At 45.3% G+C, this 22,979-nt stretch carries 17 protein-coding genes and 2 pseudogenes; 8 read left to right on the top strand and 11 right to left on the bottom strand.

From position 1 onward, the window contains the following. Nucleotides 1–178 precede the first annotated feature (178 nt). From mutL to A28LD_RS10215, 4 genes and pseudogenes are all read right to left on the bottom strand, one after another. Nucleotides 179–1,912, bottom strand: a pseudogene (gene mutL, locus A28LD_RS12295) (DNA mismatch repair endonuclease MutL); the annotation flags it as partial. 5 nt (nt 1,913–1,917) lie between these two features. Then, the gene (locus tag A28LD_RS10225) at nt 1,918–3,276 is read right to left on the bottom strand and encodes an N-acetylmuramoyl-L-alanine amidase (RefSeq protein ID WP_007421012.1); all 1,359 of its coding nucleotides are present in this window, start codon (nt 3,274–3,276) and stop codon (nt 1,918–1,920) included. A 20-nt stretch (nt 3,277–3,296) separates the two neighbouring features. Beyond that, entirely contained in the window at nt 3,297–3,776 is a 480-nt protein-coding gene (gene tsaE / locus A28LD_RS10220; RefSeq protein ID WP_007421011.1) for a tRNA (adenosine(37)-N6)-threonylcarbamoyltransferase complex ATPase subunit type 1 TsaE, read from the bottom strand. Beyond that, nucleotides 3,773–5,314, bottom strand: a complete 1,542-nt coding sequence (locus A28LD_RS10215; RefSeq protein WP_007421010.1) for a bifunctional ADP-dependent NAD(P)H-hydrate dehydratase/NAD(P)H-hydrate epimerase — start codon at nt 5,312–5,314, stop codon at nt 3,773–3,775. Before A28LD_RS10215 ends, tsaE begins: the two co-directional genes overlap by 4 nt. Nucleotides 5,315–5,413: 99 nt before the next feature. Here A28LD_RS10215 and queG point away from each other — a divergent pair, with 99 nt between their 5' ends. Then, the gene (queG, locus tag A28LD_RS10210) at nt 5,414–6,577 is read left to right on the top strand and encodes a tRNA epoxyqueuosine(34) reductase QueG (RefSeq protein WP_007421009.1); all 1,164 of its coding nucleotides are present in this window, start codon (nt 5,414–5,416) and stop codon (nt 6,575–6,577) included. Here queG and A28LD_RS10205 read toward each other — a convergent pair. Beyond that, nucleotides 6,574–6,780 (bottom strand): YheV family putative zinc ribbon protein, encoded by a 207-nt coding sequence (locus A28LD_RS10205; RefSeq protein ID WP_007421008.1) that lies wholly within the window; start codon nt 6,778–6,780, stop codon nt 6,574–6,576. The genes queG and A28LD_RS10205 overlap by 4 nt on opposite strands. A gap of 95 nt (nt 6,781–6,875) precedes the next feature. Here A28LD_RS10205 and A28LD_RS10200 point away from each other — a divergent pair, with 95 nt between their 5' ends. Then, nucleotides 6,876–8,774, top strand: a complete 1,899-nt coding sequence (locus A28LD_RS10200; protein ID WP_007421007.1) for an ATP-binding cassette domain-containing protein — start codon at nt 6,876–6,878, stop codon at nt 8,772–8,774. Nucleotides 8,775–8,837: 63 nt separating this feature from the next. Here A28LD_RS10200 and ptrA read toward each other — a convergent pair whose 3' ends face one another. Further along, the gene (gene ptrA / locus A28LD_RS10195; protein WP_007421006.1) at nt 8,838–11,735 is read right to left on the bottom strand and encodes a pitrilysin; all 2,898 of its coding nucleotides are present in this window, start codon (nt 11,733–11,735) and stop codon (nt 8,838–8,840) included. A gap of 153 nt (nt 11,736–11,888) precedes the next feature. On the opposite strand from ptrA, the gene A28LD_RS10190 reads away from it, so the two are divergent. Further along, nucleotides 11,889–12,098: a YheU family protein gene (locus A28LD_RS10190; RefSeq protein ID WP_007421005.1), complete on the top strand. Its 210-nt coding sequence runs from the start codon at nt 11,889–11,891 to the stop codon at nt 12,096–12,098. Nucleotides 12,099–12,104: 6 nt separating this feature from the next. Here A28LD_RS10190 and cysQ read toward each other — a convergent pair whose 3' ends face one another. Both cysQ and nudE read right to left on the bottom strand, forming a co-directional pair. Continuing rightward, nucleotides 12,105–12,923 carry a 3'(2'),5'-bisphosphate nucleotidase CysQ gene (gene cysQ, locus A28LD_RS10185; RefSeq protein ID WP_007421004.1) on the bottom strand — a complete coding sequence of 273 codons (819 nt, stop codon included), beginning with the start codon at nt 12,921–12,923 and terminating at the stop codon, nt 12,105–12,107. An 11-nt stretch (nt 12,924–12,934) separates the two neighbouring features. After that, entirely contained in the window at nt 12,935–13,507 is a 573-nt protein-coding gene (gene nudE, locus A28LD_RS10180; RefSeq protein WP_007421003.1) for an ADP compounds hydrolase NudE, read from the bottom strand. Between the two features lie 64 nt (nt 13,508–13,571). On the opposite strand from nudE, the gene yrfG reads away from it, so the two are divergent. Together yrfG and sthA are read left to right on the top strand one after the other, a co-directional pair. Next, the gene (gene yrfG / locus A28LD_RS10175; protein WP_007421002.1) at nt 13,572–14,228 is read left to right on the top strand and encodes a GMP/IMP nucleotidase; all 657 of its coding nucleotides are present in this window, start codon (nt 13,572–13,574) and stop codon (nt 14,226–14,228) included. A gap of 57 nt (nt 14,229–14,285) precedes the next feature. Then, nucleotides 14,286–15,695 carry a Si-specific NAD(P)(+) transhydrogenase gene (gene sthA / locus A28LD_RS10170; protein WP_007421001.1) on the top strand — a complete coding sequence of 470 codons (1,410 nt, stop codon included), beginning with the start codon at nt 14,286–14,288 and terminating at the stop codon, nt 15,693–15,695. Here the strand turns inward: sthA and envZ are convergent. From envZ to A28LD_RS10155, 3 genes and pseudogenes are all read right to left on the bottom strand, one after another. Then, a complete protein-coding gene (gene envZ / locus A28LD_RS10165) occupies nt 15,670–16,980 on the bottom strand; it encodes a two-component system sensor histidine kinase EnvZ (protein WP_007421000.1) in 1,311 nt (436 codons plus the stop codon). The genes sthA and envZ overlap by 26 nt on opposite strands. A 5-nt stretch (nt 16,981–16,985) precedes the next feature. Further along, nucleotides 16,986–17,711 (bottom strand): osmolarity response regulator transcription factor OmpR, encoded by a 726-nt coding sequence (gene ompR, locus A28LD_RS10160; RefSeq protein WP_007420999.1) that lies wholly within the window; start codon nt 17,709–17,711, stop codon nt 16,986–16,988. Between the two features lie 114 nt (nt 17,712–17,825). After that, a pseudogene (locus A28LD_RS10155) lies at nt 17,826–18,161 on the bottom strand (GreA/GreB family elongation factor); the annotation flags it as partial. A 105-nt stretch (nt 18,162–18,266) separates the two neighbouring features. On the opposite strand from A28LD_RS10155, the gene gmtY reads away from it, so the two are divergent. Genes gmtY through gmtX form a run of 3 tightly spaced genes read left to right on the top strand, consistent with a single transcriptional unit; the run spans nt 18,267 to nt 22,932 of the window. Then, complete coding sequence (gene gmtY / locus A28LD_RS10150) at nt 18,267–19,583, top strand: gamma-mobile-trio recombinase GmtY (RefSeq protein ID WP_007420997.1); 1,317 nt, start codon at nt 18,267–18,269, stop codon at nt 19,581–19,583. Then, nucleotides 19,580–22,312 (top strand): gamma-mobile-trio integrase GmtZ, encoded by a 2,733-nt coding sequence (gene gmtZ / locus A28LD_RS10145; RefSeq protein WP_007420996.1) that lies wholly within the window; start codon nt 19,580–19,582, stop codon nt 22,310–22,312. Before gmtY ends, gmtZ begins: the two co-directional genes overlap by 4 nt. 11 nt (nt 22,313–22,323) lie before the next feature. Beyond that, a complete protein-coding gene (gene gmtX / locus A28LD_RS10140; protein ID WP_007420995.1) occupies nt 22,324–22,932 on the top strand; it encodes a gamma-mobile-trio protein GmtX in 609 nt (202 codons plus the stop codon). The last annotated feature ends 47 nt before the right edge of the window (nt 22,933–22,979 follow it).

The raw sequence follows: 22,979 nt of genomic DNA, 5'->3' as shown, positions 1-22,979 counted from the left end.
GCCATTTTGGCAATTGTTGCAGCAACTGCAGCCATTGCTTTGCTTCTACCACTGAATATTCTCTTTTTAGCCCTTGCTGCGCCAGCCAATTCGCCAAATTCGAATCACTGAGCTGCTGCCCAAATGTTTCTTCGTTTATTGCAGAATCTTTGTAGCTTGCTAGCAACTCACTCAGGATTTCTAGCAATTTCGGTATACTTTGGCCTAAATCGCCTTTGCGTAGGGCTTCAGGAACTTGTTTGATAGTTAATTGATACTCATTAGCCCGCAATCGCTTGTGTTCAAACATTAACCCACAGCGGCTGAGCACCGAAGGAAAGTTAAAAGCCGTGCTAAACTCTACCCTCAACTGCACCGGAACGAGTAGCGGTTGGCCCGATAATCCAATCGAAAGTTGCTGCCGAATACGTTGCGTTTGCACACGTAAATGTGCTCGTTGAATATCTAGTAAGGCTAAATCATTCCCTGCTTGCATTAATGCCCAGCGATCATTGAGTACACTTAAAAACTTATGTGCCTCGCTAAACTCCCTTTGCGCTAGGTTCTCTACTGGTAACTCAAAAGCTGCATCGATTTCTACTTTAGAGGGTTCCGTTTTTAAAGGTTTTGCTACTAAAGAAGTATCTTCCGGTAATGGAGTGGCAAAAAGGCTTTGATAAGCTTCTTGCTCTCGAACCTGCTCCGGCGATGGCTTCGATGCGGTACCACGAAATGCGCCAGGTAAAATGCTGCGGCTAGCTTGCTCAGCCCCGTTGCTCTCGTGTGTATTCTTTGCTACTAATTGTGCCAACCCAGCTTCTTTTTTTGCAGCCTTTTCTTCGCCTTTTTCTTCGCCTTTTTCTTCTTTGGGCACCAGCTTTGTATATTCATAATGATGTTCATAAGCTTGCTGTTGTTCACGAATAAAAGGCGCCAATGCTTGGCGTAATTGCATCAATACAAAATCGTGCACTTGCCGTGCTTGCTGGAAGCGAACTTCGTGCTTTGCCGGATGAACATTCACATCAACATCGTTCGCGGGTAATGTGATGTAAAGAATGTAGGTGGCTTGCCTATCATTTCCTAAACTATCACCATAGGCCTGCCGCACAGCATGGTTTAATAGTTTATCTTTCATCATTCGGCCATTTACATACATATACTGCACATCAGTTTGGTGGCGGCAAGCGTCGGGTGGCGCTATCCAACCGCGTATCGCCAAAGGGTGAGCATCAGCTTCAGGAACGAACTCAATATATAAAGCTTCATCGGCGAAACGCTTTCCGGCAATTTGCCGCAACCGGGAAAGCACTTTATGCTCGGTATCAGCACTGGGATAATGGCGCAATAACTGTTGATTATGGCTGAGCTGAATATCTACTTTTGGGCAGGCTAAAGCAATTCGACGAATTACTTCATCGATATGGCCAAATTCGGTTTTTTCGGTACGCAAAAATTTGCGCCGCGCGGGCGTATTAAAAAATAAATCTTGAACGTCAACCGTGGTGCCATTCGGATGCGAAGCTGGCTCCAACGTAACTTGCATATCACGGCCTTCACACCAAGCCTGCCAAGCATCTTCCTGATCTGCGGGCTTTGAAATCAACCGTAAACGAGAAACCGAACTGATACTCGCCAGCGCTTCACCACGGAACCCCAAACTATGAATAGCTTCTAAATCATCCAAAGTGGAAATCTTGCTCGTGGCGTGGCGAGAAAGCGCTAATTCCAGTTCTTCCTTGGGAATACCCGCGCCATTATCGCGAATACGAATGCGCCTAGCACCGCCCTTTTCAATATCAATCCGAAGCTCTGTTGCTCCGGCATCAATACAATTCTCAACCAGCTCTTTTACAACCGAGGCGGGCCTTTCCACAACTTCGCCCGCAGCAATTTGGTTGGCAAGTTGCGGAGGTAATAATCGTATCGCCATAGCTATTAGTTTCCGAGCGGGATTTCGAGTTGCTGGCCAACCCGAATCGTGTTGCTACGCAAACCGTTGTGTTGTTTTATAGCATCAACACTTACTCGGTAACGAGAAGCAATTACCGATAGTGATTCGCCCCGTGCCACCACGTGCATTTGTATGCGAGATTCAGCCAGCGATGTTCCGGCAACTGGGTTACGAATAAAAAATTCGCGAATACCCGAGTACAAAGCATTGGCTAACCGATCTTGATGATTACCGTTAATCAACAAACGTTCTTTTTGCGGGTTCGAAATAAAACCGAGTTCAACCAACACCGAAGGCGTTCGCAGTGCACTCAACACACCAAAGCTAGCTCCTTCTGGGCGGTTACGGTGAAGATTGGTAACACGGCCAAGCTGATCAAGAATGATGGTTGCGGCCTCATGCCCATCGGCCATTGAGTTATCTCGGAACATATCTAAAAATGCACGGTTTAGGTAAGGGTCGTCCTCACCATCTTGCAAGATATGCTCAACATCGATCAACTCTTCACTTAACCGTTCTTTATTTTCCAAAGCCCGGCCAAGCTCGGTATCGGAACGCCTTTTGGAAAGCACCCAAACTGAAGCGCCGCGAGGTTGGGGTGTTGTAAATGCATCCGCATGCAAAGAGACAAAGAAATCGGCGCGTTCACGGCGAACCACACTAGTGCGCTGACCCAAAGATAAAGATTGATCGCCTGTTCTTGTTAATACTGCGCGCATACCTGGGTCAGCATTAATTCGTGCCGCTAACTTTCGAGCAACGGCCAAAGTAATAATTTTCTCATGCGTACCTGCAGGCCCAATTGAACCGGGGTCTCGCCCGCCATGGCCTGCATCAATCGCAATAACCAATGGCCGAATAGGCACTGAATCTAGAGTGCGCGGTACTCTGGGCTCACTACTAATAACAGGGGTACTTGCCTGAGTGCTTGGCTGTTGTGGAGAAATATTGGTAGCGCCTGCAACATCAACCACTAGCCGGTGTCCAGAAGCTCCTGAAGGCCCGAGCGGAAAAATATCTGGGGCGGTTGCCGCGTTAATCTCTAACACAATTCGCGAAGTTCCTGGCCTTGGTGCACCACTTGGCCGAATTACTTTTACAACATCAGAAGCTACATCTACCTTGCTCAAATCAACCCGATTATCAGTATTCTGAAAATCAATCACTATTCGATAAGGCTGATTATCAAAAATAGTAAAATAGGTGTATGTTGGCTCCGCTGAAAGATCGAAAACCACTCTAGTTTTATCAGCTGATGGCCAAACCCTAACGTTATCGATAGATTGCGCAACACTTTGCGACGACCACAAAAAAGCGCAGCTAGCGAAAAGCCAACTACCCAAAATAAATTTCCACCGCTGTTTTACAACAGATGTTTTAATAACGCTTCCCCAATATCACTGTATGCTGCAAGCTCAGCTAAACGCCCACTTTCTGCGGGTCTCAATGTTATCACTAAATCTGCCTGTGGAAGGATTCCAAACCCGCGTTCAGGCCATTCCACCAAGCATAAACTATCTGCTCCAAAGTAATCACGAATACCCATAAATTCAAGCTCTTCCGGGTCACCTAATCGGTATAAATCAAAATGGTATACTCGCCAACTAGCTAACTCATAAGGCTCGATTAAGGTGTAGGTTGGGCTCTTTACCGCGCCTTCATGCCCCAGTGATTGAATAAACCCCCGGCTAAAGGTGGTTTTCCCCGCACCTAGATCACCGCGCAAATAGATAATTGCTGGTGTTACACAAGCATTGGCGATACGGGCACCCAACTTCTCGGTGGCTTCTTCATCGGCGAGCGATAACGCTACTTGCGCTCGCACACTTTCACTATTTGTCATACTACATCATTCCTAGGATTCACAAAGTGCGGAATCTCCGCAATCACATCGGTTGCTAACATTCCGCGGCTATTTCCATGCGCCGCAGCTTCAGCAGCGAGGTTATGTACTAATACGGCAGCTTTCGTTGCTGAATCAGTATTTAAACCGAGCGCCGGCGCTTGCGCTAGCAAGCCTGCAATAATACCGGTTAATACATCGCCCATGCCAGCAATTGCCATAGCCGGTGTTCCGTGAGTACATACCGCAGTTTCTGATGCGCCCGATATTAAACTACCCGCACCTTTCAATACCACTGTTCCGGTTAAAAGCTCTTGTAAAGTATCGCTTGCTAGCCAACGATTTTGCTCAATATCAACTATTTGGCACTGTAACAATCTAGCAGCCTCACCCGGATGTGGGGTAAACACATTGCCTTCCGATAAAGGTAGCTCTTCACCATCGCGCAAATTTATCGCCAGTAAGTTCAATGCATCAGCATCAATTACTGCTGGCATGGGCTTTTCCTGTGAACGCTGGCAGAATCGCTGCCACCATTGCCGCCCCCAATGGCTTTGCCCTAAACCCGGCCCTATTGCAATGACACTCGCGCGTTCTACAAGTTCATCAGTTTCTGCTGCATCAGCATGTAAGCCCCGCACCATTAGCTCTGGCTGCATACCAATCAAAAACTCTTGCCCTGGCTCACATATCACGGTTACCTTGCCCGCTCCGGCTCGCAAAGCAGCAGTAGCGGCTAAACGTGCCGCTCCGGCCATACCTGAACTGCCGCCAATAACTAAAACATGGCCAAAATTACCTTTCTGGCAAACCTTTTTTCGTGGTGCCAAATCATGCTCTAACTGGGCTTTTTGTAACCACCAAGCAGCTGGTTCAGTAAGTAATCTAAATTCACGCTGAACACCTAAATCGGCAAACCATAACTGGCCTACATAATCTGCCGCCATTGCAGTGGTTAGCCCGCGCTTAACCGCCACCATAGTAACCGTGTGGCTGGCAACCACGGCCACACCCATAACAACACCCGTATTCGCATTCAAACCCGATGGTATATCAATGGAAAGCACCGGCAATGCTGAATCGTTTACTGCTTCGATACATTCACGAATATCACCGGTAACTTCGCTGTTTAAACCAGTTCCAAGTAAAGCATCAACAATATAATCGGGGTCTTGTTCAAGCCAATCGGCCAGGGGCTCAATTTCGCCACCCGCTTCAAGCCAACCTTGAATAGCGCGTTGGCCTTCCTCGCTCTTCGGCTCGCCAGTAGCGAAAACGCGAACTGTATACCCTTGAGCATGAGCAAGCTGCGCTAATATATAACCATCACCACCGTTATTCCCTGGCCCGCAAAGTACCGCTATCTCAGTGTTAGGTTCTGCCTGTTGTTGCAAACATTCCCATGCTGCAGCACCTGCACGTTCCATCAATTGCCACAGGTTTAGCCCCGCTCGAGCAGCGGCCTCGCCTTCAAATTCTGCTACCTGTTCCGGCAAATAAAGTTGCTGTGGTATGCTGCGGGTTAACGATGTTTGCACATGCACTTCCTTAATTTTAAAGTTCAGCGCCAAGTGCCAACCGCGCAAACCGCGCTGACACAAATTTCTATTCACAGCATACGATAAATTGAGTACAAAATGACACCTGACTACCACGGATTAGCAGAAAAAATTAAACAATGGGGCCTAGAGCTCGGTTTTCAGCAGGTGGGTATTAGTGATCTTGATTTATCGGCACATGAAGAAAAACTGCAAGAATGGCTAGATAAGAAATTTCACGGTGAAATGGATTACATGGAACGCCATGGTATGTTGCGCGCAAGGCCAGCCGAATTGCACCCCGGTAGCTTGCGTGCTATCTGCGTTCGTATGGATTATCTTCCTGAAGGTGCCCGTTTTGCTGCCGTGTTAAAACAGCCACAATTAGGGTATGTAAGCCGTTATGCATTAGGCCGCGATTATCATAAGGTTCTGCGCAAGCGGCTGAAACAGCTGGGAGAAAAAATCAGCACATTCATTCAGGAAAACCGCGAAGAGTACGATCTTGATGCTGATTTCCGCCCTTTCGTAGATTCAGCACCTATTCTAGAACGCCCTCTTGCCGAAAAGGCTGGGCTTGGGTGGACAGGCAAACACACCTTACTGCTTGATAGTGACGATGGCTCTTGGTTTTTCTTGGGAGAACTATTAATCAACCTGCCCTTACCGGTTGATAAACCGCAGCAAGAGCAGTGTGGTAGTTGCACTGCTTGTATTACGATCTGCCCCACTCAGGCAATTGTTGAGCCTTACGTGGTAGATGCTCGCCGCTGTATTAGTTATCTCACCATTGAACACAGTGGAATAATTCCGGAAGAATTTCGCAAACCAATGGGGAATCGCATTTATGGCTGCGATGATTGCCAGCTTGTTTGCCCTTGGAATCGGTATGCAAAACCGACACCCGAAACTGATTTTATGCCCCGGCATGCTTTACACACGCCAGATTTACTTGAATTGTGGGCCTGGGATGAAACTCGCTTTTTAAAAGAAACGGAAGGCTCGCCTATTCGCCGTATTGGCTATGAAAAGTGGCAACGAAATTTAGCAATTGCCATGGGCAATGCGCCAACGAACTCGGTAATTATTGGGGCACTATCGGCTCGCATGGAAAGTGCCAGTGATATGGTAAAGGTTCATATTGAATGGGCTCTGGCGCAACATGAGCAAAACTTGCAAGAGCAAAACACAGCACATAAGAACACTCGGTTAACCGAACGCCTAATTCGCGTTGTTGAAAAAGGCCTACCGCGCGATGCTTAGGGTTTGAATACACCAATCACTTGATCGCGGGATACATTCGAAGATTTCTTTTCGGTTTGCATATCCGCTTCGCTCATATTGTAATCGCATTCCACACACTGCGCGTGCTCTTGGCCATCTTCAGTGAACACCATCAGTGAATCTTGTGCTTTACAATGCGGGCACGTAGCGCCAGCAATAAATCGTTTTTTTGTGCGGCTCATAAGTATTCCTATTCCTTATCTCAGCTACTGCGTTGATTGCCGATGTGCGGTATCATAACGCTGTTTTCTACCTCAATATTGGATATCTAGTAGTTATGATTCAAGCCGATAACCTCAGCCTAATTCGTGGCGGCCAGCAGCTGCTCAAAGAAGCGCAGTTTAGCATTTTTCCTGGGCAACGTATCGGTTTAGTTGGCGCTAACGGTTCTGGGAAATCATCTTTATTCGCCTTAATTCGTGGTGAGTTGAAAGAAGATGATGGCCAAATTCATATACCAAACGGCTGGCGTATTTCTAGTGTTGCGCAAGAAACGCCTGCACTTGATATAGCCGCGCGTGCGTACGTGATTAGCGGCGATGCAGAGTATACGCAAATAAAGGCGGAATTGGATGAAGCCGAGGCAAAAGCAGATGGCAATGCTATCGCCAGTTTACATGGCCGCCTGGATGCCATTGGTGGTTATCATATAGAGGCTCGAGCCGCTATGCTGCTTGCCGGTTTGGGCTTTACACAAGAACAACTCGATGCGCCAGTAAAAAGCTTCTCTGGTGGTTGGCGAATGCGTTTGAATCTGGCGCAAGCGCTCATCGCTCGTTCCGATTTATTGCTGCTTGATGAGCCTACTAACCACTTGGATCTCGATGCGATTGTTTGGCTAGAGAGCTGGCTAAAGCGTTTTGAAGGCACGGTAATTGTTATTTCCCACGACCGTGATTTTATTGATGCGGTAGTAACTCACATTATTCACATAGAGCGTAAAACTACGCTTTCCTATAGCGGCGATTACACCAGTTTTCAACGGCAGCGCAGCGAACGCCGCGCGCAGCAACAACAGCAATATGCGAAAGAGCAGGCGCAGCGCGCGCATTTACAAAGCTTCGTTGATCGCTTTCGTGCTCAAGCCACCAAAGCTCGGCAAGCACAAAGCCGCTTAAAAGCTCTAGAAAAACTAACGGCTACAGCGCCTCTTGGTGACCAAGAACCCTTTGATTTAAGTTTCCCTGAGCCTTCAAAACTGCCTAACCCGCTTATTCAACTCGATAACATTCAAGCTGGTTATGGTGATATCACCATTTTGCGTAAAATCCACCTTAACCTAGTGCCCGGCAGCCGAATCGGGCTACTTGGCCGCAATGGTGCAGGTAAATCAACCTTAATGAAGATGCTGGCTGGTGAATTACCACCGCAGCATGGTGTGCGGCAAGTAAGTGCTGGCTTGGTTATCGGTTATTTTGCGCAACATCAGCTCGATACTTTGAGCTTGAACGATCATGCTATTGCTCACCTTTATCGCATTGATCGCACCGCACCTGAGCAAGCCTTACGCGATTACCTTGGGCGTTTCGGCTTTACAGGTGAACGAGCTTACGATCCTGTAGGCCCGTTTTCAGGTGGCGAAAAGGCTCGCTTAGTATTGGCGTTACTCATTTATCAAAAACCGAATTTACTGTTACTTGATGAGCCTACTAACCACCTTGATTTAGATATGCGTGAAGCTTTGGTAAGCGCGTTACAAGAATTTAGTGGCGCCATGGTTATTGTTTCTCATGATAGGCACTTCCTGCGCGCTACCGTTGATGATTATTACTTGGTTGCGAATGGTGAATCAGCTGCATTTAAAGGCGATTTAGATGATTACTCGCGGTGGTTAGAGCAACAAGCGGCTGCACAAAAAGCGCTGGATACCACCGATAACAGTGAAAACCCTGATTCAGCTCAAAACAAAAAAGCCCAACGCCAAGCCGCAGCGCAGCAACGGCAGCAACTTAAGCCATTACGCGATAAGTTGAAAAAAGCAGAGCTAGCTATGGAAAAAGCAGAACGCCGGTTAAGTGAATTAGAAGAACGATTAGCCGATACTGATTTGTATCAAGCTAATCAGAAAGAAGAGCTTACTAAGGTTTTACAAGAGCAAGCTAAGTTAAAAGCGGATTTGGAAACTATTGAAAGTGAGTGGTTCGAAATAAGTGAGAACTTAGCCGAACTTGAGTAGGCATAAACTCTATATACAAAAAAGCCCGCTAAATTTTAGCGGGCTTTTGCATATCACTCGCAATTATTGCTGTGATTCACTCCAAGATGTGAAATCTTCAATAACGTGTTCATTTGCAATTGAACCGAAATCTTCTTCTGCAAACTTAGTACCGCGCATTTGAATTAAAATGCGGCTGCCTTCGCCATTAACGATTAACGATTCATAGAATGCTTGAACATCTGCAAGGCTTAGCGCACGTAGTGCTTCCGCCATGCGCTCTTGGGTATCAAAGCTATAACGCTCATTTGCCCAATCACCACTGAAACGGCCGGCTTCTTGCCCTAGCGTTTGCGGTGGTTGCAATAAATCTGTAAGCACACTAGTACGAACCTGCATGAACTCTTCGTCGGTAAGTTCTGCTAAGCGTGTTGCATAATCGCTACGGAACTTGTTAAAGCGTTCGAGCAAGCCCGCAGGGCCACGCACTGGGCTTTGAATATAGAAGCCAACACCTGAGTAATCATCTAGGTTGAGGCGTGTAGCACCTACCGCATAGCCAAGTTGGTCTTCTGTACGTAATTCTGTAAAGAAGCGGTTATGCATCATTTCTGATAACAACCAAGATTTTGCGCGTGAATCAAGCGTATCTTCCGGGCTCAACCACACGTCTAGAATAGCTGCATCTTCAAGCGTGAGATTATCATTCCAAGTTAAGCGCAAAGAATCGGTTGGCTCAACAATTGGCGCACTGCGATATTCACCTTCTGGATCAACTCCAACCAATTCAGCAACTTTGCGAGTTAATGCTATTGCATCAGCATCGCTATAGTTACCAAATGCAAAGGTACGAATTACGTTACCCTGCAATAGCTGATCTCGCATCGCAACAACCAGCTCTTGGTCTACTTCAGCCAACGCCGCTAACTGATCTTGGTAGCTTGCAGAAGGCAAACGCATGATCTGATTAAACGCTGGGAATAGCTGCTGCATTGGGAATTGTAAACGTTGGTTCTGAATGCTACGGCGTAAGCGGTCTACCGATTGCGCAATGGCATTGCTTGAAGGTTCAAACTCCGCAAAGCTGGTAATCACCCGTTCAGCTAACTGAGCCTGTTTATCATTGAAGCCCGAAAGGCGAAGTGTTAAACCATTTCCTGCCGATAAACCGAAACCGGTGCCAGCGATAGATGCTTCACGCGCAAGCGCTTGTTGCGAAAGGCCGAACGTATCCATTAATACTTGCACAGCAACCTGCTCTTGTATCGAGCTCTCAAAAGTAGGTTGGAACATGCGTACGGTTACTTCAGCGCGTGGTTCAGCGAAACGATCACTGCGCTTTAACCATGCTGAAATGCCGGGCTCATCAATAAGTTGCTGTGGCTTACTATGAACTTCTTCAGCTACTAAACTTAAATCTTCTGGGAACAAGGTGTTCGCTGAAGGTAGCGAAACAACATAATCTTGCGCCGCTATGCGCCAATTCGCGTAATCTTCCGCAGAGATTGGTTCTACGCGATAATTGCCATCAAAGAAATACATTTCTTGATCGGTTTCTTCTTGCGGAGAAACATACCAAACTCGCAAGTTATCGGTGGTAAGCTGCGCAAGCACGCGGTTTACTTTCTCTGCATCGTAATCCTCTAAACGATACGCGTAATCAATTACATGATTAAACGGATAATAGAGAAGATTCGACGCTAGCGATGTTGCATAGTTAAATGCACCGGTGCGGCGTAAGAATGTAAATTCATTGTGCAGAACGGTGGCTAGTTCTTCGTGGTATTTCTTATCAACACCCTCAGCGCGAATTTGCTCAACGTAATGTAAAAGCACACCGATAATGGTTTCGCGATGTTCCATGCCTGCTTCAGTAAGCGTTACCGCGATTTGAAAACGGCCTGCATTGCCATAGGAATTTGCACTCGCACCAGCACCAAGGCCCTCTATCCAACCCAACTCACGGAATAATGCAGCTGGTGTTCCAGGCATTTCTGAGTTAATTAGTTGCGCTACTAAACGGTTTGGCTGAGCGAGGTAATCTTCCATGTTGTTTTCAATAGTGAAATCAAGCATTACCTGGCGCATTTCCATTTGCGGCTTATAGTAAATTTTTTGCTGCAATTGTGCAGGCGTTGCTGCAGGTACAGTAATCTCTGGAATTTCCGCATTATGATTTGGAATATCAGAGAATGCTTCACGCGCCAGCATTTCTAATTCATCGAGTGAACGATTGCTTACAATACTCGCCGTCATGATGTTGGCTGAGTAGTAACGCTCATAAAAAGCCAGCATCTCTTCATGCAAGTTGCTGTTCTCTTTATCCGATAATGTTTCGTTGTTACCAATGCGAAAACGTGCAATTGGGTGCTCTGGGTTCATTAAAATATTGTTTAATGAAAACAAGATATAACCATCTGAGGCACGGCGCATTGACCACTCAGAATCTACAGCATTTACTTCTTTTTCTGCATATTCTGGATAAAATTTCGGAGCTTTAAAGAAATCAGCGAAACGATCTAGCGCTTCTGGCAACGCATCGTTATTCACTTCCAACATATAGTTGGTGTGATCATCCGCAGTATATGCGTTGTGCATGCCGCCGTTACGCGACATAAAATCACCATATTCGTCTGGATCTGGGTATTTTTCTGTACCCAAAAACAACATATGCTCTAGGTAGTGAGCTAATCCAAGCTGCTCATCAGGATTTTGCATACTGCCAGCAAAAACCGCTAAGGCAGCGCCTGATTTCTCGGCTTCAGCATCGCTTACTAACACGATACGTAAGCCATTATCGAGCTCAAGGGCACGATATTCACGGGCATCGTTCGGGCTAATATTGATAGTTAAAGGATCAACAGCGGCTTGTTCTGGCGCTGGCGAGGGTTGGCATGCTGCAAGCAGCAAAGTAGCCGTTGCCGCTAAGGCAATAGCTCGAACCGTTTTAGAAGCAGCAAAAGCTGCATTTCGCACAAACATGAGGCGTTCCTGTTTTGTTGTTAATTTAAAACATTAAACTGTGGTATTTGTTATTATTCTGATCTCAGGCATGAGAAGCAATATATACCTTAATCAGTAGCTGGTTTAATTGTAAGCGAATGTGATCAAACCCAAACAAAATATGGATAAACAATGAAAATTCCTTACCAAGATATTGATCCGGAAACGCTTGAACAGTTGATTCAATTTTTTGTGTTACGCGAAGGCACCGATTACGGCGAAGAGGAACGTAGCTTAGAAGAAAAAGTTGAGGATGTGCGCAAGCAACTGCAAAATGGCGAAGCCATTATTGTGTATTCAGAACTTCATGAATCAGTGAACATTGTACCGGCCACCAACTAACCATAGTTACTTGGCGCTGCCCGATGGAAACACGCGTTGCCAATCAATAGCCGGATCGCCCAAAACCAGAAAATCAGGGTTTCCAGTATCTGAGCTTTGGTTATAGCTAAGAGGCTGAAAGTGAGTATTCACTAGCATGCCACCCGCCTCGTTGATCAACACTTCTGCTGCACCGGTATCCCACTCACCCGTTGGCCCAATACGCATAAACACATCGGCGCTGCCTTCAGCCACTAGAGCCGATTTCAACGCACAACTTCCCGTGTGAATAACTTCAATCGGCTGGCTCGAATGATAACGATCTAATATTCGCTCTTTTGGCTGCCGGCGGCTTAACGCCACCACAATTGGATCGGTGGCCGGGTTAACCAATTTCCGCACATGAATTTTATTCGCACCACTTCCATCGTTGCGAAATGCGCCATGCCCACGCACTGCATAATACAGGCGCTGTTCCGTAGGCCAAGCAATCATACCTAACACCGGCTGGCCGTTATCAATTAAGGCAATGCTTACGGCAAAATCGCCGCTGCCAGCAACAAATTCTTGGGTGCCATCGAGTGGATCAACTAACCAATAGCGCTGCCAATTACGGCGAACTTGCCAAGGTTGAATGGCTTCCTCTGAAAGAACTGGAAAATCAGGTGTGAGCTTTTGTAACCGCTTAACCAAAAGATCGCTTGCAGCATAATCTACAGTAGTTACCGGTGAGTCGTCCGGTTTCTCGTAGGTTTTAAAGTTACCTTTTTTATAGTATTGCAAAATAAGCGCCGCGGTTTCTAATGCAATATCGCTCAGAGGATCAATTAGCTTGCTGTATTCCATCGAAATTGTTCCTATTCGCTTCGCTGTGAACGCCAACGCTGCATTAGTAGTAAAGCGGCAACACTGCGAGCTTCGGTAAAATCGGGTTGGGCGAGAAGCTCATCCACCGCATCAATCGGCCATGGCACAAGTTCTAACGGCTCGGGCTCATCACCTTCGAGTTTTTCTGGAAAGAGATCTTCGCCAATAAAAAGGGTCATGTTTGCAGAGAAGAATGCCGGAGCCATGCTCACTGATTTCATATTAGTAAAACGTTTCGCACCATAGCCAATTTCTTCTTTAAGTTCGCGCAGAGCCGCTTCTTCCGGGGTTTCACCTTCATCAATTAAACCCTTTGGGAAACCGAGTTGGTAATTATGAAGCCCGGCAGCATATTCACGAACCAACAACATGGTATTCTCATCGAGCAAAGGCACCACCAAAACCGCACCGCGGCCGCTACCTTGCATGCGCTCATACTGGCGTAACTCACCATTACTAAACTTTAAATCGATTGCTTCAATGCGCAGCAGCCTACTTTTCGCTACAATCTGTCGCGAGAGAATAACGGGAACTTGCTTTTCTTGCATAGATTTAGAAGACATGCAGATACCAAAAGTAGTTTCGAACCCGTTAACCATACTACGAACTTGAGAAAGGGAAAAGCCCATGCTTGATTGGTCTGCCATTGATACCGTATTACTCGATATGGACGGAACCCTACTAGATTTGCGTTATGATAATAATTTTTGGAATGAGCAACTCAAATTTCATTATGCCAACAGTGAAAATATTAGTGTTGAGGAAGCGCATGAGCGCATTAGTGCCGAATTTAAAAAAGTGGCTGGAACCCTGAATTGGTATTGTCTCGATTACTGGGAACAAAAGCTTAGTTTGCCGATTCGCGAGTTAAAAGCAAAAACAGCCGAATTAATCGTTTTTCGGCCCGATACAACAGAATTTCTCAATGCTTTGCAGCGAGCCAACAAACAAGTAGCCATCATTACCAATGCGCACCCTGATGCTCTGGCACTAAAAAACCAGCATGTGCCATTAGAAGCTCTGTGCCCTCAACAGTTCTCTACTCATCAATTTGGCTACTGCAAAGAATTCCAAGAGTTATGGCAAAATCTGCAAGCCGAATTCCCGTTTAACTCAGAACGCACATTATTTGTTGATGATGGTGAGCATATTCTTGATAGTGCGAAGGAATTTGGTATTCGCTACACCTTAGGTATTGCCAACCCCGATAGTGGGCAACCGCCACGTAATTTTCAACGGCACCCGCAAATCAGTTCATTTGCTGAATTGCCGAAACTAGGTTGATGGTACGGCTGTTTCCAGCCATTATGTAAACGAACACTCAAGGAACAGGAATATTTCATGGCCTCTAAACATCATTTTGATTCTGTAGTAATTGGTTCCGGCCCGGGTGGCGAAGGTGCCGCCATGATGCTTGCCAAACGTGGGCAAAATGTTGCCATGATTGAAGCTGAAGATAGATTAGGCGGTGGGTGCACCCACTGGGGAACCATTCCCTCGAAAGCACTGCGGCACTCTGTAAGCCGGTTAATCGAATATAACGCCAGCCCACTATTTTCGCGCCAGCAAATGCCGCACAAACTAACTTTTTCAGAGATTTTAAAATACGCTGAATCGGCTATTCGTAAACAAGTGAAGTTACGTAGCTCTTTTTACGAACGCAACTCAGTTACTGTGATTCACGGTATCGCCAGTTTTATTGATGCCCATAGCTTGCGTATAACCCACCCCGATGGCTCGATCGATACCATTACTACCGATAACGTGGTAATCGCTACCGGCTCGCGCCCTTACCGGCCACCGGGTATCGATTTTAGCCATCCGCGTATTTATGATTCGGATACCGTTTTATCACTTAAGCACGATCCTAAAAACATTATCATTTTTGGCGCCGGCGTTATCGGCTGTGAGTATGCTAGTATTTTTCGCGGCCTAGGAGTGAAAGTTGATTTAGTGAATATGCGCGAACGCCTGCTCTCGTTTCTCGATACCGAGTTCTCCGATGCTCTTAGCTATCATTTGCGCAATAACGGCGTAGTGATTCGCCACAACGAAGATTTCGAAAAAATAATTGGCCGCGATGATGGCGTGATTTTAGAAACAAAATCGGGTAAACGTATCTTTGCTGATTGTTTGTTATTTGCCAATGGTCGTTCTGGCAACGTAGAAAAGCTGAATTTAAATGCAGTAGGCTTAGAGCCCAATGAACGCGGGCAACTCGAGGTAGATGAAAACTATAGAACTGAAGTGCCTCATATTTATGCCGTTGGCGATATCATTGGCTATCCAAGCTTAGCCAGTGCGGCGTACGACCAAGGCCGATTTGCCGCCACCGCACTCATTGATGGCAGTTGTGAAAGCAAATTAGTTTCCGATATCCCTACCGGTATATACACTATTCCCGAAATTAGTTCAGTTGGCGCTACCGAAGAAGAACTCACAGCTGCCAATGTTCCTTATGAGGTGGGTAGAGCTCAGTTTAAACATCTAGCACGCGCGCAAATTGCAGATAGCTTAGTGGGCAGTTTGAAATTGCTATTCCATCGCGAAACAAAAGAAATATTAGGGGTACATTGCTTTGGTGAACGCGCTTCCGAAATTGTTCATATCGGGCAGGCCATAATGGAGCAAAAGAATGGTGGTAACAGCATTGATTACTTTGTGAATACAACCTTCAACTATCCAACTATGGCCGAAGCTTATCGAGTAGCCGCTTTGAATGGGCTTAATCGAGTTGGTCCAGAGCATTAGGGTAGCGCGGTAAGGAAATTTTAATATTGAGCCCGCCATCAATTTCGTTGCGGGCTTCAATCTTACCTGAGTGCATAAGTGTAAAACGCTTCACAATCGCTAGCCCCAAACCTGAACCCTCATCGCTGCGCGCAGTGTTGCCACGTGTAAAGGGTTCAAACATACTTTCTAGCTGCCCTTCTGGAATACCAACACCATGGTCGCGCACACTGAACCAAACATATTCTTCATCAAAACTTAAACCACTTTTAATTTCAAATGGCTCACTACCATAGCGCTTTGCATTCACCATTAAGTTGGCAATTATTCGCTTTATAGCTACTGGTTGCAGTTCCATATCAGGCAAACGATGTAGTTCCAAGCGAATCAAATTTTGTTCAATGTATTGCGAAGAGGTTACTACTTCTTGAATCAAATCATTAAGATTACAAAATTCGAAACCAACCCGCTCACGAGCTCGCGCAAAATCACTAAATTGCGCCAAAATTCCATTTAAATCATCGATATCACTAATAATCCCTTCCACCAACGGATCTTGATCATCCATCATTTCGGCGGCCAATCGAATACGGGTTAACGGCGTACGCAAATCATGTGAAATACCGGCTAGTAGCAGAGCACGATCATCTTCCACTTGGCTCATACTCCGGGTCATTCGATTGAACGCTCGAATAACCGCCTGTAATTCACTTGCCCCCTTTTCAGGTAAATGCTGTGGGTAATCGCCTCGAACCATCTGCTCCGCTGCATATTCCAAGCGTTTTAACGGCCGGTTTAACGATCTCGCAAACCAAGCGGCTCCAATTACACTGAAAAGCCCGATAAGTAATAGAAACACGATTAAAGGTGAAAAGCGGCCATCATCGAGATAAGCCATGGGCACCCGGAACCACCGTGGATTACTTGAAGTTTGTACCCAGATATACAACCTTTCTTGGCTACCTACTCGTATTTCAGCGGATTCGTTTAAGGTTTCGTAGAACAATTCAGAGAGAAAGGAATAGGGTGTTGCCTGCAATAATCCGTTTTGTTGTGCCTCGGCATAGCTAAACGATTCAACACCACTAAGTTGACTAATATTTGTTTTTATTCGCTCGCTATTTTGCTGCTCCACCCATTGTGCAACTAACACATGCCGAGCCAACAAATAGCTCAGCTGATTTACCCCAGGTTTTACTACGTAAACGGTGAGTACGATGTAGGTGAGCGCCAAGTTGAGCACCAATACCGCCGCAATAAGTGCCATCGTGCGAGCAAATGCGGTACGCAGTAAAGGCTTTTTCATAATGATTAACTTTCCACGCTACCATCGGGTACAAATACATAACCTAGGCCCCAAACGGTTTGAATATACCGAGGCTTGGAAGCATCCACCTCTATCATCCGCCGCAGGCGTGAAACTTGAACATCAATACTGCGCTCCAAAGCACTGTAATCTCGACCTCTAGCCAAATGCATTAGTTTATCGCGCGATAGTGGTTCGCGTTGGTGAGTAACTAAGGCTTTTAACACAGCGAATTCACCACTGGTTAAGGGTAACATTTCATCGCCACAATGCAGTTCGCGTGTTGCTGTATTAAACCGGAACTTACCAAAACAAAAATCACTGGTGTTTGAGGTAGGGGCACCTGGAACTTCACGCTGTTGCCGTTTCAAAACGGCTCGAGCTCGTGCGGCCAGCTCACGCGGGTTAAATGGTTTCGCTAAATAATCGTCGGCACCCATTTCCAAACCATAAATACGATCCATTTCACTACCTTTGGCGGTGAGCATAATAATCGGAATATTATTACCGGCCTCACGCAGGCGTTTACATATAGAAATACCATCCTCGCCGGGAAGCATAAGATCAAGCACCATCAAATGAAATTTTTCGCGAAGCAATAATCGATCCATTTGCTCAGCTTCTGCGGCTACGCGTACAGAAAAACCTTGCTCCTGCAAATAACGCTCGAGGAGCGCACGTAAGCGAACATCATCATCCACTATTAGAATTTTATCGTCTACGTCGGCCATTTATTTTCCCTGTACTTCACTATTTTATTTAATTACTACGGCTCTTATTTGAGCAGTTTAAAAGGCTTGCGCGGTGAAGGCAAACAAATGCGTTAGCCAACCACTTTTAATATGTTAATCAGGTTCATACCAGATTTTGTTTATGAACCACTGCTTTGTTCCCGAAGGCGTTGGCACCTCGGCATCATCATCAACTTGTTTCTTTAGCAATGCACGAGCCATGGGCGAATCAATCGAAATGTAATCGTTACGCCCGTATATTTCATCAGGCCCTACAATTCTCAATTGCTTGGTTTCACCGTCAGTATTTTCTATCTCTACCCAAGCTCCAAAAAAAATACGCCCCGCTTGCTGCACGTTATAGTAAACAACCGTTACGTGCTCTAGCCGTTTTTGCAGGTAGCGAATACGCCGGTCTATTTGCCGCAACAGCTGCTTGTTGTATTTGTATTATAACCTCATATTCCAACATACTATTTCTATCTAGCTACGTCACTTTACTTCATCTTACTCAGTAACTATGCTTTTGATATGACCTCATACTAAATACTAATTATGCAGCATTCACTCAAACTAGCAGTAACATATAACGATGTTGTTAGTGGCAACAAACATAGGCTTCCTGCGGTTCTTACTTCCCGGGGTCTACTCACGTCCCATTTACGATATCTATCTTGGTATTCTTCTAAAAGTGATGCATGGCGAGAAAAATCCATCCAAGCCATACGTTTACTTATTGATTTTATCGAAGCCTCGCCCAATTTTGATAAAGCAACAAGGCTCTTAAAAAGCTTTGTTGAATGTTTAGTAACAGGAACAATTGATTACGGCACCTATTCAGACCATCGAGGACTATATTGGAAGCCTCGCAACTTAACATCTGCTAACGATATTCTTTTTCACATTACTCACTATACTGATTTTTTAGCCGCTCAAGAAGGTTTTGAACATAGCCGCATCAATCCCTTCAGAAAAGCGACAGGCTGGGAAGAGCGCATGAACTGGTGTGCTTACTATCACAAAAATGCCAATGCCTTTTTAAACCATCTTTCTTCCTATTCTGAAGCGCAAAAAGCCGCAGCTCAGAAGAGATTAGTTTATACGCCACCCCAATTGTTGATAAGTAACGACAAAGCAGAACGGTTCCCCGAGGATAAGATCGAGCGATTACTTCGCGACGGCTTCATTGTTGCAGGTAAACCTGATTACCGTTCAATAGCGATGACCATGCTGCTAAATTACGGTGGTTTGAGGAAAAGTGAGCTCTTTCACATTTTCACCTCTGATATTACGATTAACCCAAACCATCCTGGTGAAGCTCTCGTTAGAGTTTTTCATCCTGTTCATGGTCGTTCACCAATACCAAAGTTCAAGAATCGCTCTGAGTTTCTATTGGCCGAAACACCTTACCGCCCAAGAAATACTTATAGATCGACAGAGCGTATTCATGCCGGATGGAAAGGCTCTCTGTTAACCAGTAGAGATGGGTACTTTGAAGTTATTTTTAACCCAACATCAAAAGCAAAAGAGTTCTTAAATGTGTGGATTAAGTACCTCAAATATCAGAGGCAAGATAGTTCTGGAAATAATCCGTTTGCCTTCACCAATGATAGAGGTGAACCCGATACGTTGAAAAACTTTCAACGCAGGCACAAACGCGCGGTAGAACGAATTGGGTTAACTTGTAAAAAGGAGTTTGGAACCACGGAGCATGGGCATCGACATGCTTATGGTTATCGCTCACGACAACTGGGACTCACTCAAGTTGAGTTGCAAAAAGCACTGCATCACAAATCACCTAATTCATGCTTGGTTTATATTAAGCCCACCAGTGACGATATACGGAAGCGCATGCGAGCATCAGAAAAATGACCTCATCGAAGAAACCTAGAAATTTAAAGCTAACGAAATCCGCTGAAAACTTAGCGGAACTTCAGGCACTTTGTCAGGCAAATGGCATTACAAATACCGTTGAATATAGAGAGCGTTATAAAGAAATTCCGGGGTTGCCTGCGCATCCTGAAAGGCTATTTAAGAGCGAATGGACGAGTTACAAGGATTTCTTCGAAATACCTGAAGTCATTGAGTACAGTGAACTTAAAAGTATGGTTCAAGCTCAAGGAATCAAAACAAAACGCGAATATATAAAATGGCTCAACCTTTTAAAAGATCCCCGTTACCCAAGAGCACCTGAATCTACATACGGCTCACAATGGGAAAGCTGGTATGAGTTTTGCGGAAAAGAAATCCCTTTAAAACTCGAAAATATTCCTGCTAGATACGAAGCATGGGCTCAAAAAATTGAGGAGTTCATGAAGGTGGCCTTTGGCGGTACTACCAAGGTTCATTTGCTGTGTCGATTTGTGCGGATATATATTGAAAAGTACGACAAAAGCCAATCTCCACAAGAGCTCTTAACTAAAAAACGCGTCATAATCAGGCCGTTCCGTGAAGAACTTAAGAAGCTTGATACCGATAATCATCGTAAAAGGCTCATTACCGCAGTAAACGAGTTCCTCAACTATGTCATAGAAAACGACCTTACGGATGAAGACGAAGAAACGGGTGAGATTGTAAGAGTACTTAACGCCCGGAATCCGTTTCAGCTTCTTTCTCAAGATCAGAGCGTTACATCACCGAACCGAAACGAATCAACTAAACCTTGTTTGCAATATTTTTTCGTACGAAAAGCGCAAGAGTGGATACTTCCAAATAACGCTCGCACTTTTCAAGATTTAACCCATTTACAAACCTTTGATACCGATTGGGTTAAAGTCCCTAAAAGCATGATTGACTATAACGACCCAGACTGTGTGGTTCGCAAGCAAGGCAATAGCTACTTTATGTGGTGCCCCATTGACTGGATTCATACCTACGCACTAACTAAGGTCCCTCTTCGCGGAAGACAAATCGCATACAATGATTCGGGTGAAGGCGACATTGAAATCGCCGATCTTGATGCAGCTGGCAGAATTATTTGGAAACGAAATACTAATAGTTTTGCTGGGAGCACAAAAAGACAATCATTCATAAAAAAGCTGCCTGACAATAATATCGGCATGTATGTCACCACGAATAAAACGAGTATAAAGGGCGGAGGTTACTCTATTCCTTGGATGCCTGAGGATTTGGCTTACTGGCTTGCAAGGTTGAGAAAGTGGCAGCAAAAATATAACCCGATAACAGAGCCTACGCCTTGGTCTAAATGTGTTCGAACAAACTTAAATGAGCTCCAACGGAAGGCTCGTGGCGTCAATTGCTTTCTTTTTCGGGCGTTCAATGACGTTGAGCCTAAGAATCCAGCATTAGCGCTAACTATGCGGTTAGCTGCAGCGCTATATCACATACAACCATCTTCCCTGAAACTTGCAGAACTTGATGGGAGCCATTTGCGGCTATCCAATTACACTTCGAAATACACCCCACACTCAATGCGTGTCAGCTTGATAACTGCCTATGTCATGGAAATGGGAATGCCAATTGAAATTGTAATGAAAGTCGTGGGGCATTCATCGATTGTAATGTCCATCTACTACTGCAAGATATCGCAACGTGACATCCGTGATAGATTAGAAGAAGGTGAAAAAAAAGCTCTTAAAACTCAGGCTGCAGCTACTCAATCAGCTATCGAACAAAATAAAATAGAGTCCGTAAAGAACAACTTAGTCGGTAGTAACGAAGACCTACTTCGATCCTTAGATAACAGTGTACCAGCAGGAAGTTATGTATTCAGAGACTATGGAATCTGCCCATACGCAGCCACGCGCTGTGACGATGGTGGTGAAATACTTGGTACCAGTTCTTTCTATTCACCCGCACCATCTGGTTACATGGGAATGCAAAACTGCCTCCGCTGCCGACATTTCATTACTGGCCCTGCTTTTCTTGGTGGCCTGATATCAATTACTAACGAAATCCTCCTGGAAGCCAATTATCAATCGGAGGTCTGCGAGAACCTTCAAAGCCAGGTTAAAAGTTTAGATGATCAGTTGGCAGAGCACGATAGAAAGGAATATATGGCGGATTTAAAGCAAGTACACTTTGATAACAGCGAACGAAAACCTCTTGAGTTTAGCTTGAGAAAGTTAGAATCGGAGTATGAAAGCGCTGCAAAAAAAATGGATATGCTACTTTGTGATATCCAGGGTGCTTATAAACTAATTCAAATGTGTCAGTCGGTAGCTAACAATGAACCGCAAACAAATGACGATAGTTTATCGCTAATAAAGATGCCTGAGTCTGAGGTGAGAATTGAAATTGAGGAAACCTCCTACTTCCGTCAACTGAATGAGATTTGTGAAAATGCCACCATTTACGAAAGCAGCAACCCTTCACGTGCGATCGTTCCTCGGTCACAACTCATAGATCGAATGGCCATATTTAACGACTTAGCCCCGGGGCTATTTATGTTGTCTGAGAAGCAGCAGCTCAGCGTTGGCAATCAACTGGTAGCACTCTTAAAGTCGCGATTAAAATCTTGGAGTAAAATTGATAGGGTTTTGGAGGGGCAAGTCAGATTATCTGATCTTATTGGTGAAGAAAGAATTGAGCCAACCGAAATTGAGGTTATTATTAAGCAATCGTTACCTACTGTTCGATAAAGGATTTATTCATGAACCCTGAAGATGTGCTCACAGCACTTAAATCCGATTCTTCTCCAAAAGCTTCAAGAACTCTCGATGCAATTTACGAAATCTGTCGAGAACAAGAAGAGCGAGGAGTTTATGAATTCTCTCCTTCGGTAATTTCGCGGCTTGGATTAAAGCGTGGCGTACCAAGGGCGCAAAGCATCATCAACAAAACTGGTGAACGCTATCGAACGCTGTTACGCGCATTTGAAGATAAGCACTCGAACAGTGCAAAGAGTGTCGTAACCTCCAATAAAGAAAGCGATTGGATTGATGAAATCCCTAACCCGGCACACCGATTGCTCATACGTGCACAAGAATCTGAGCTCAAAGCAGCCAAAAAACTTTTAAGAGAGATTGTCCCACCCGGAGAGCGTATTGATGTGTTTGACTACCAGCATAGCGAACAAAGCAATGATGCGAAATTAAGCGACATTGAGAGGCGGGCACTTCAATACATTATTTCTCAAGAGTTCCTTTCCCGATGGAGTTTTTCAACAACCGAGTATGGTGAGATTGTTGATGGCGATGGGAATGTTGTGCTCCGCGCGGCAACGGTAAACGCGGTGGAAAAAGCCCTAATTAACTTATAAGCGAATGTACGATCTTTCATTAAGAATAAAGCTTTGAAGCTTCATTC

The organism is Idiomarina sp. A28L (assembly GCF_000218785.1).
GTDB lineage: Bacteria > Pseudomonadota > Gammaproteobacteria > Enterobacterales > Alteromonadaceae > Aliidiomarina.
Note: the sequence above shows the minus strand (reverse complement) of the source record. Positions and strands in the feature narration are given on the sequence as shown.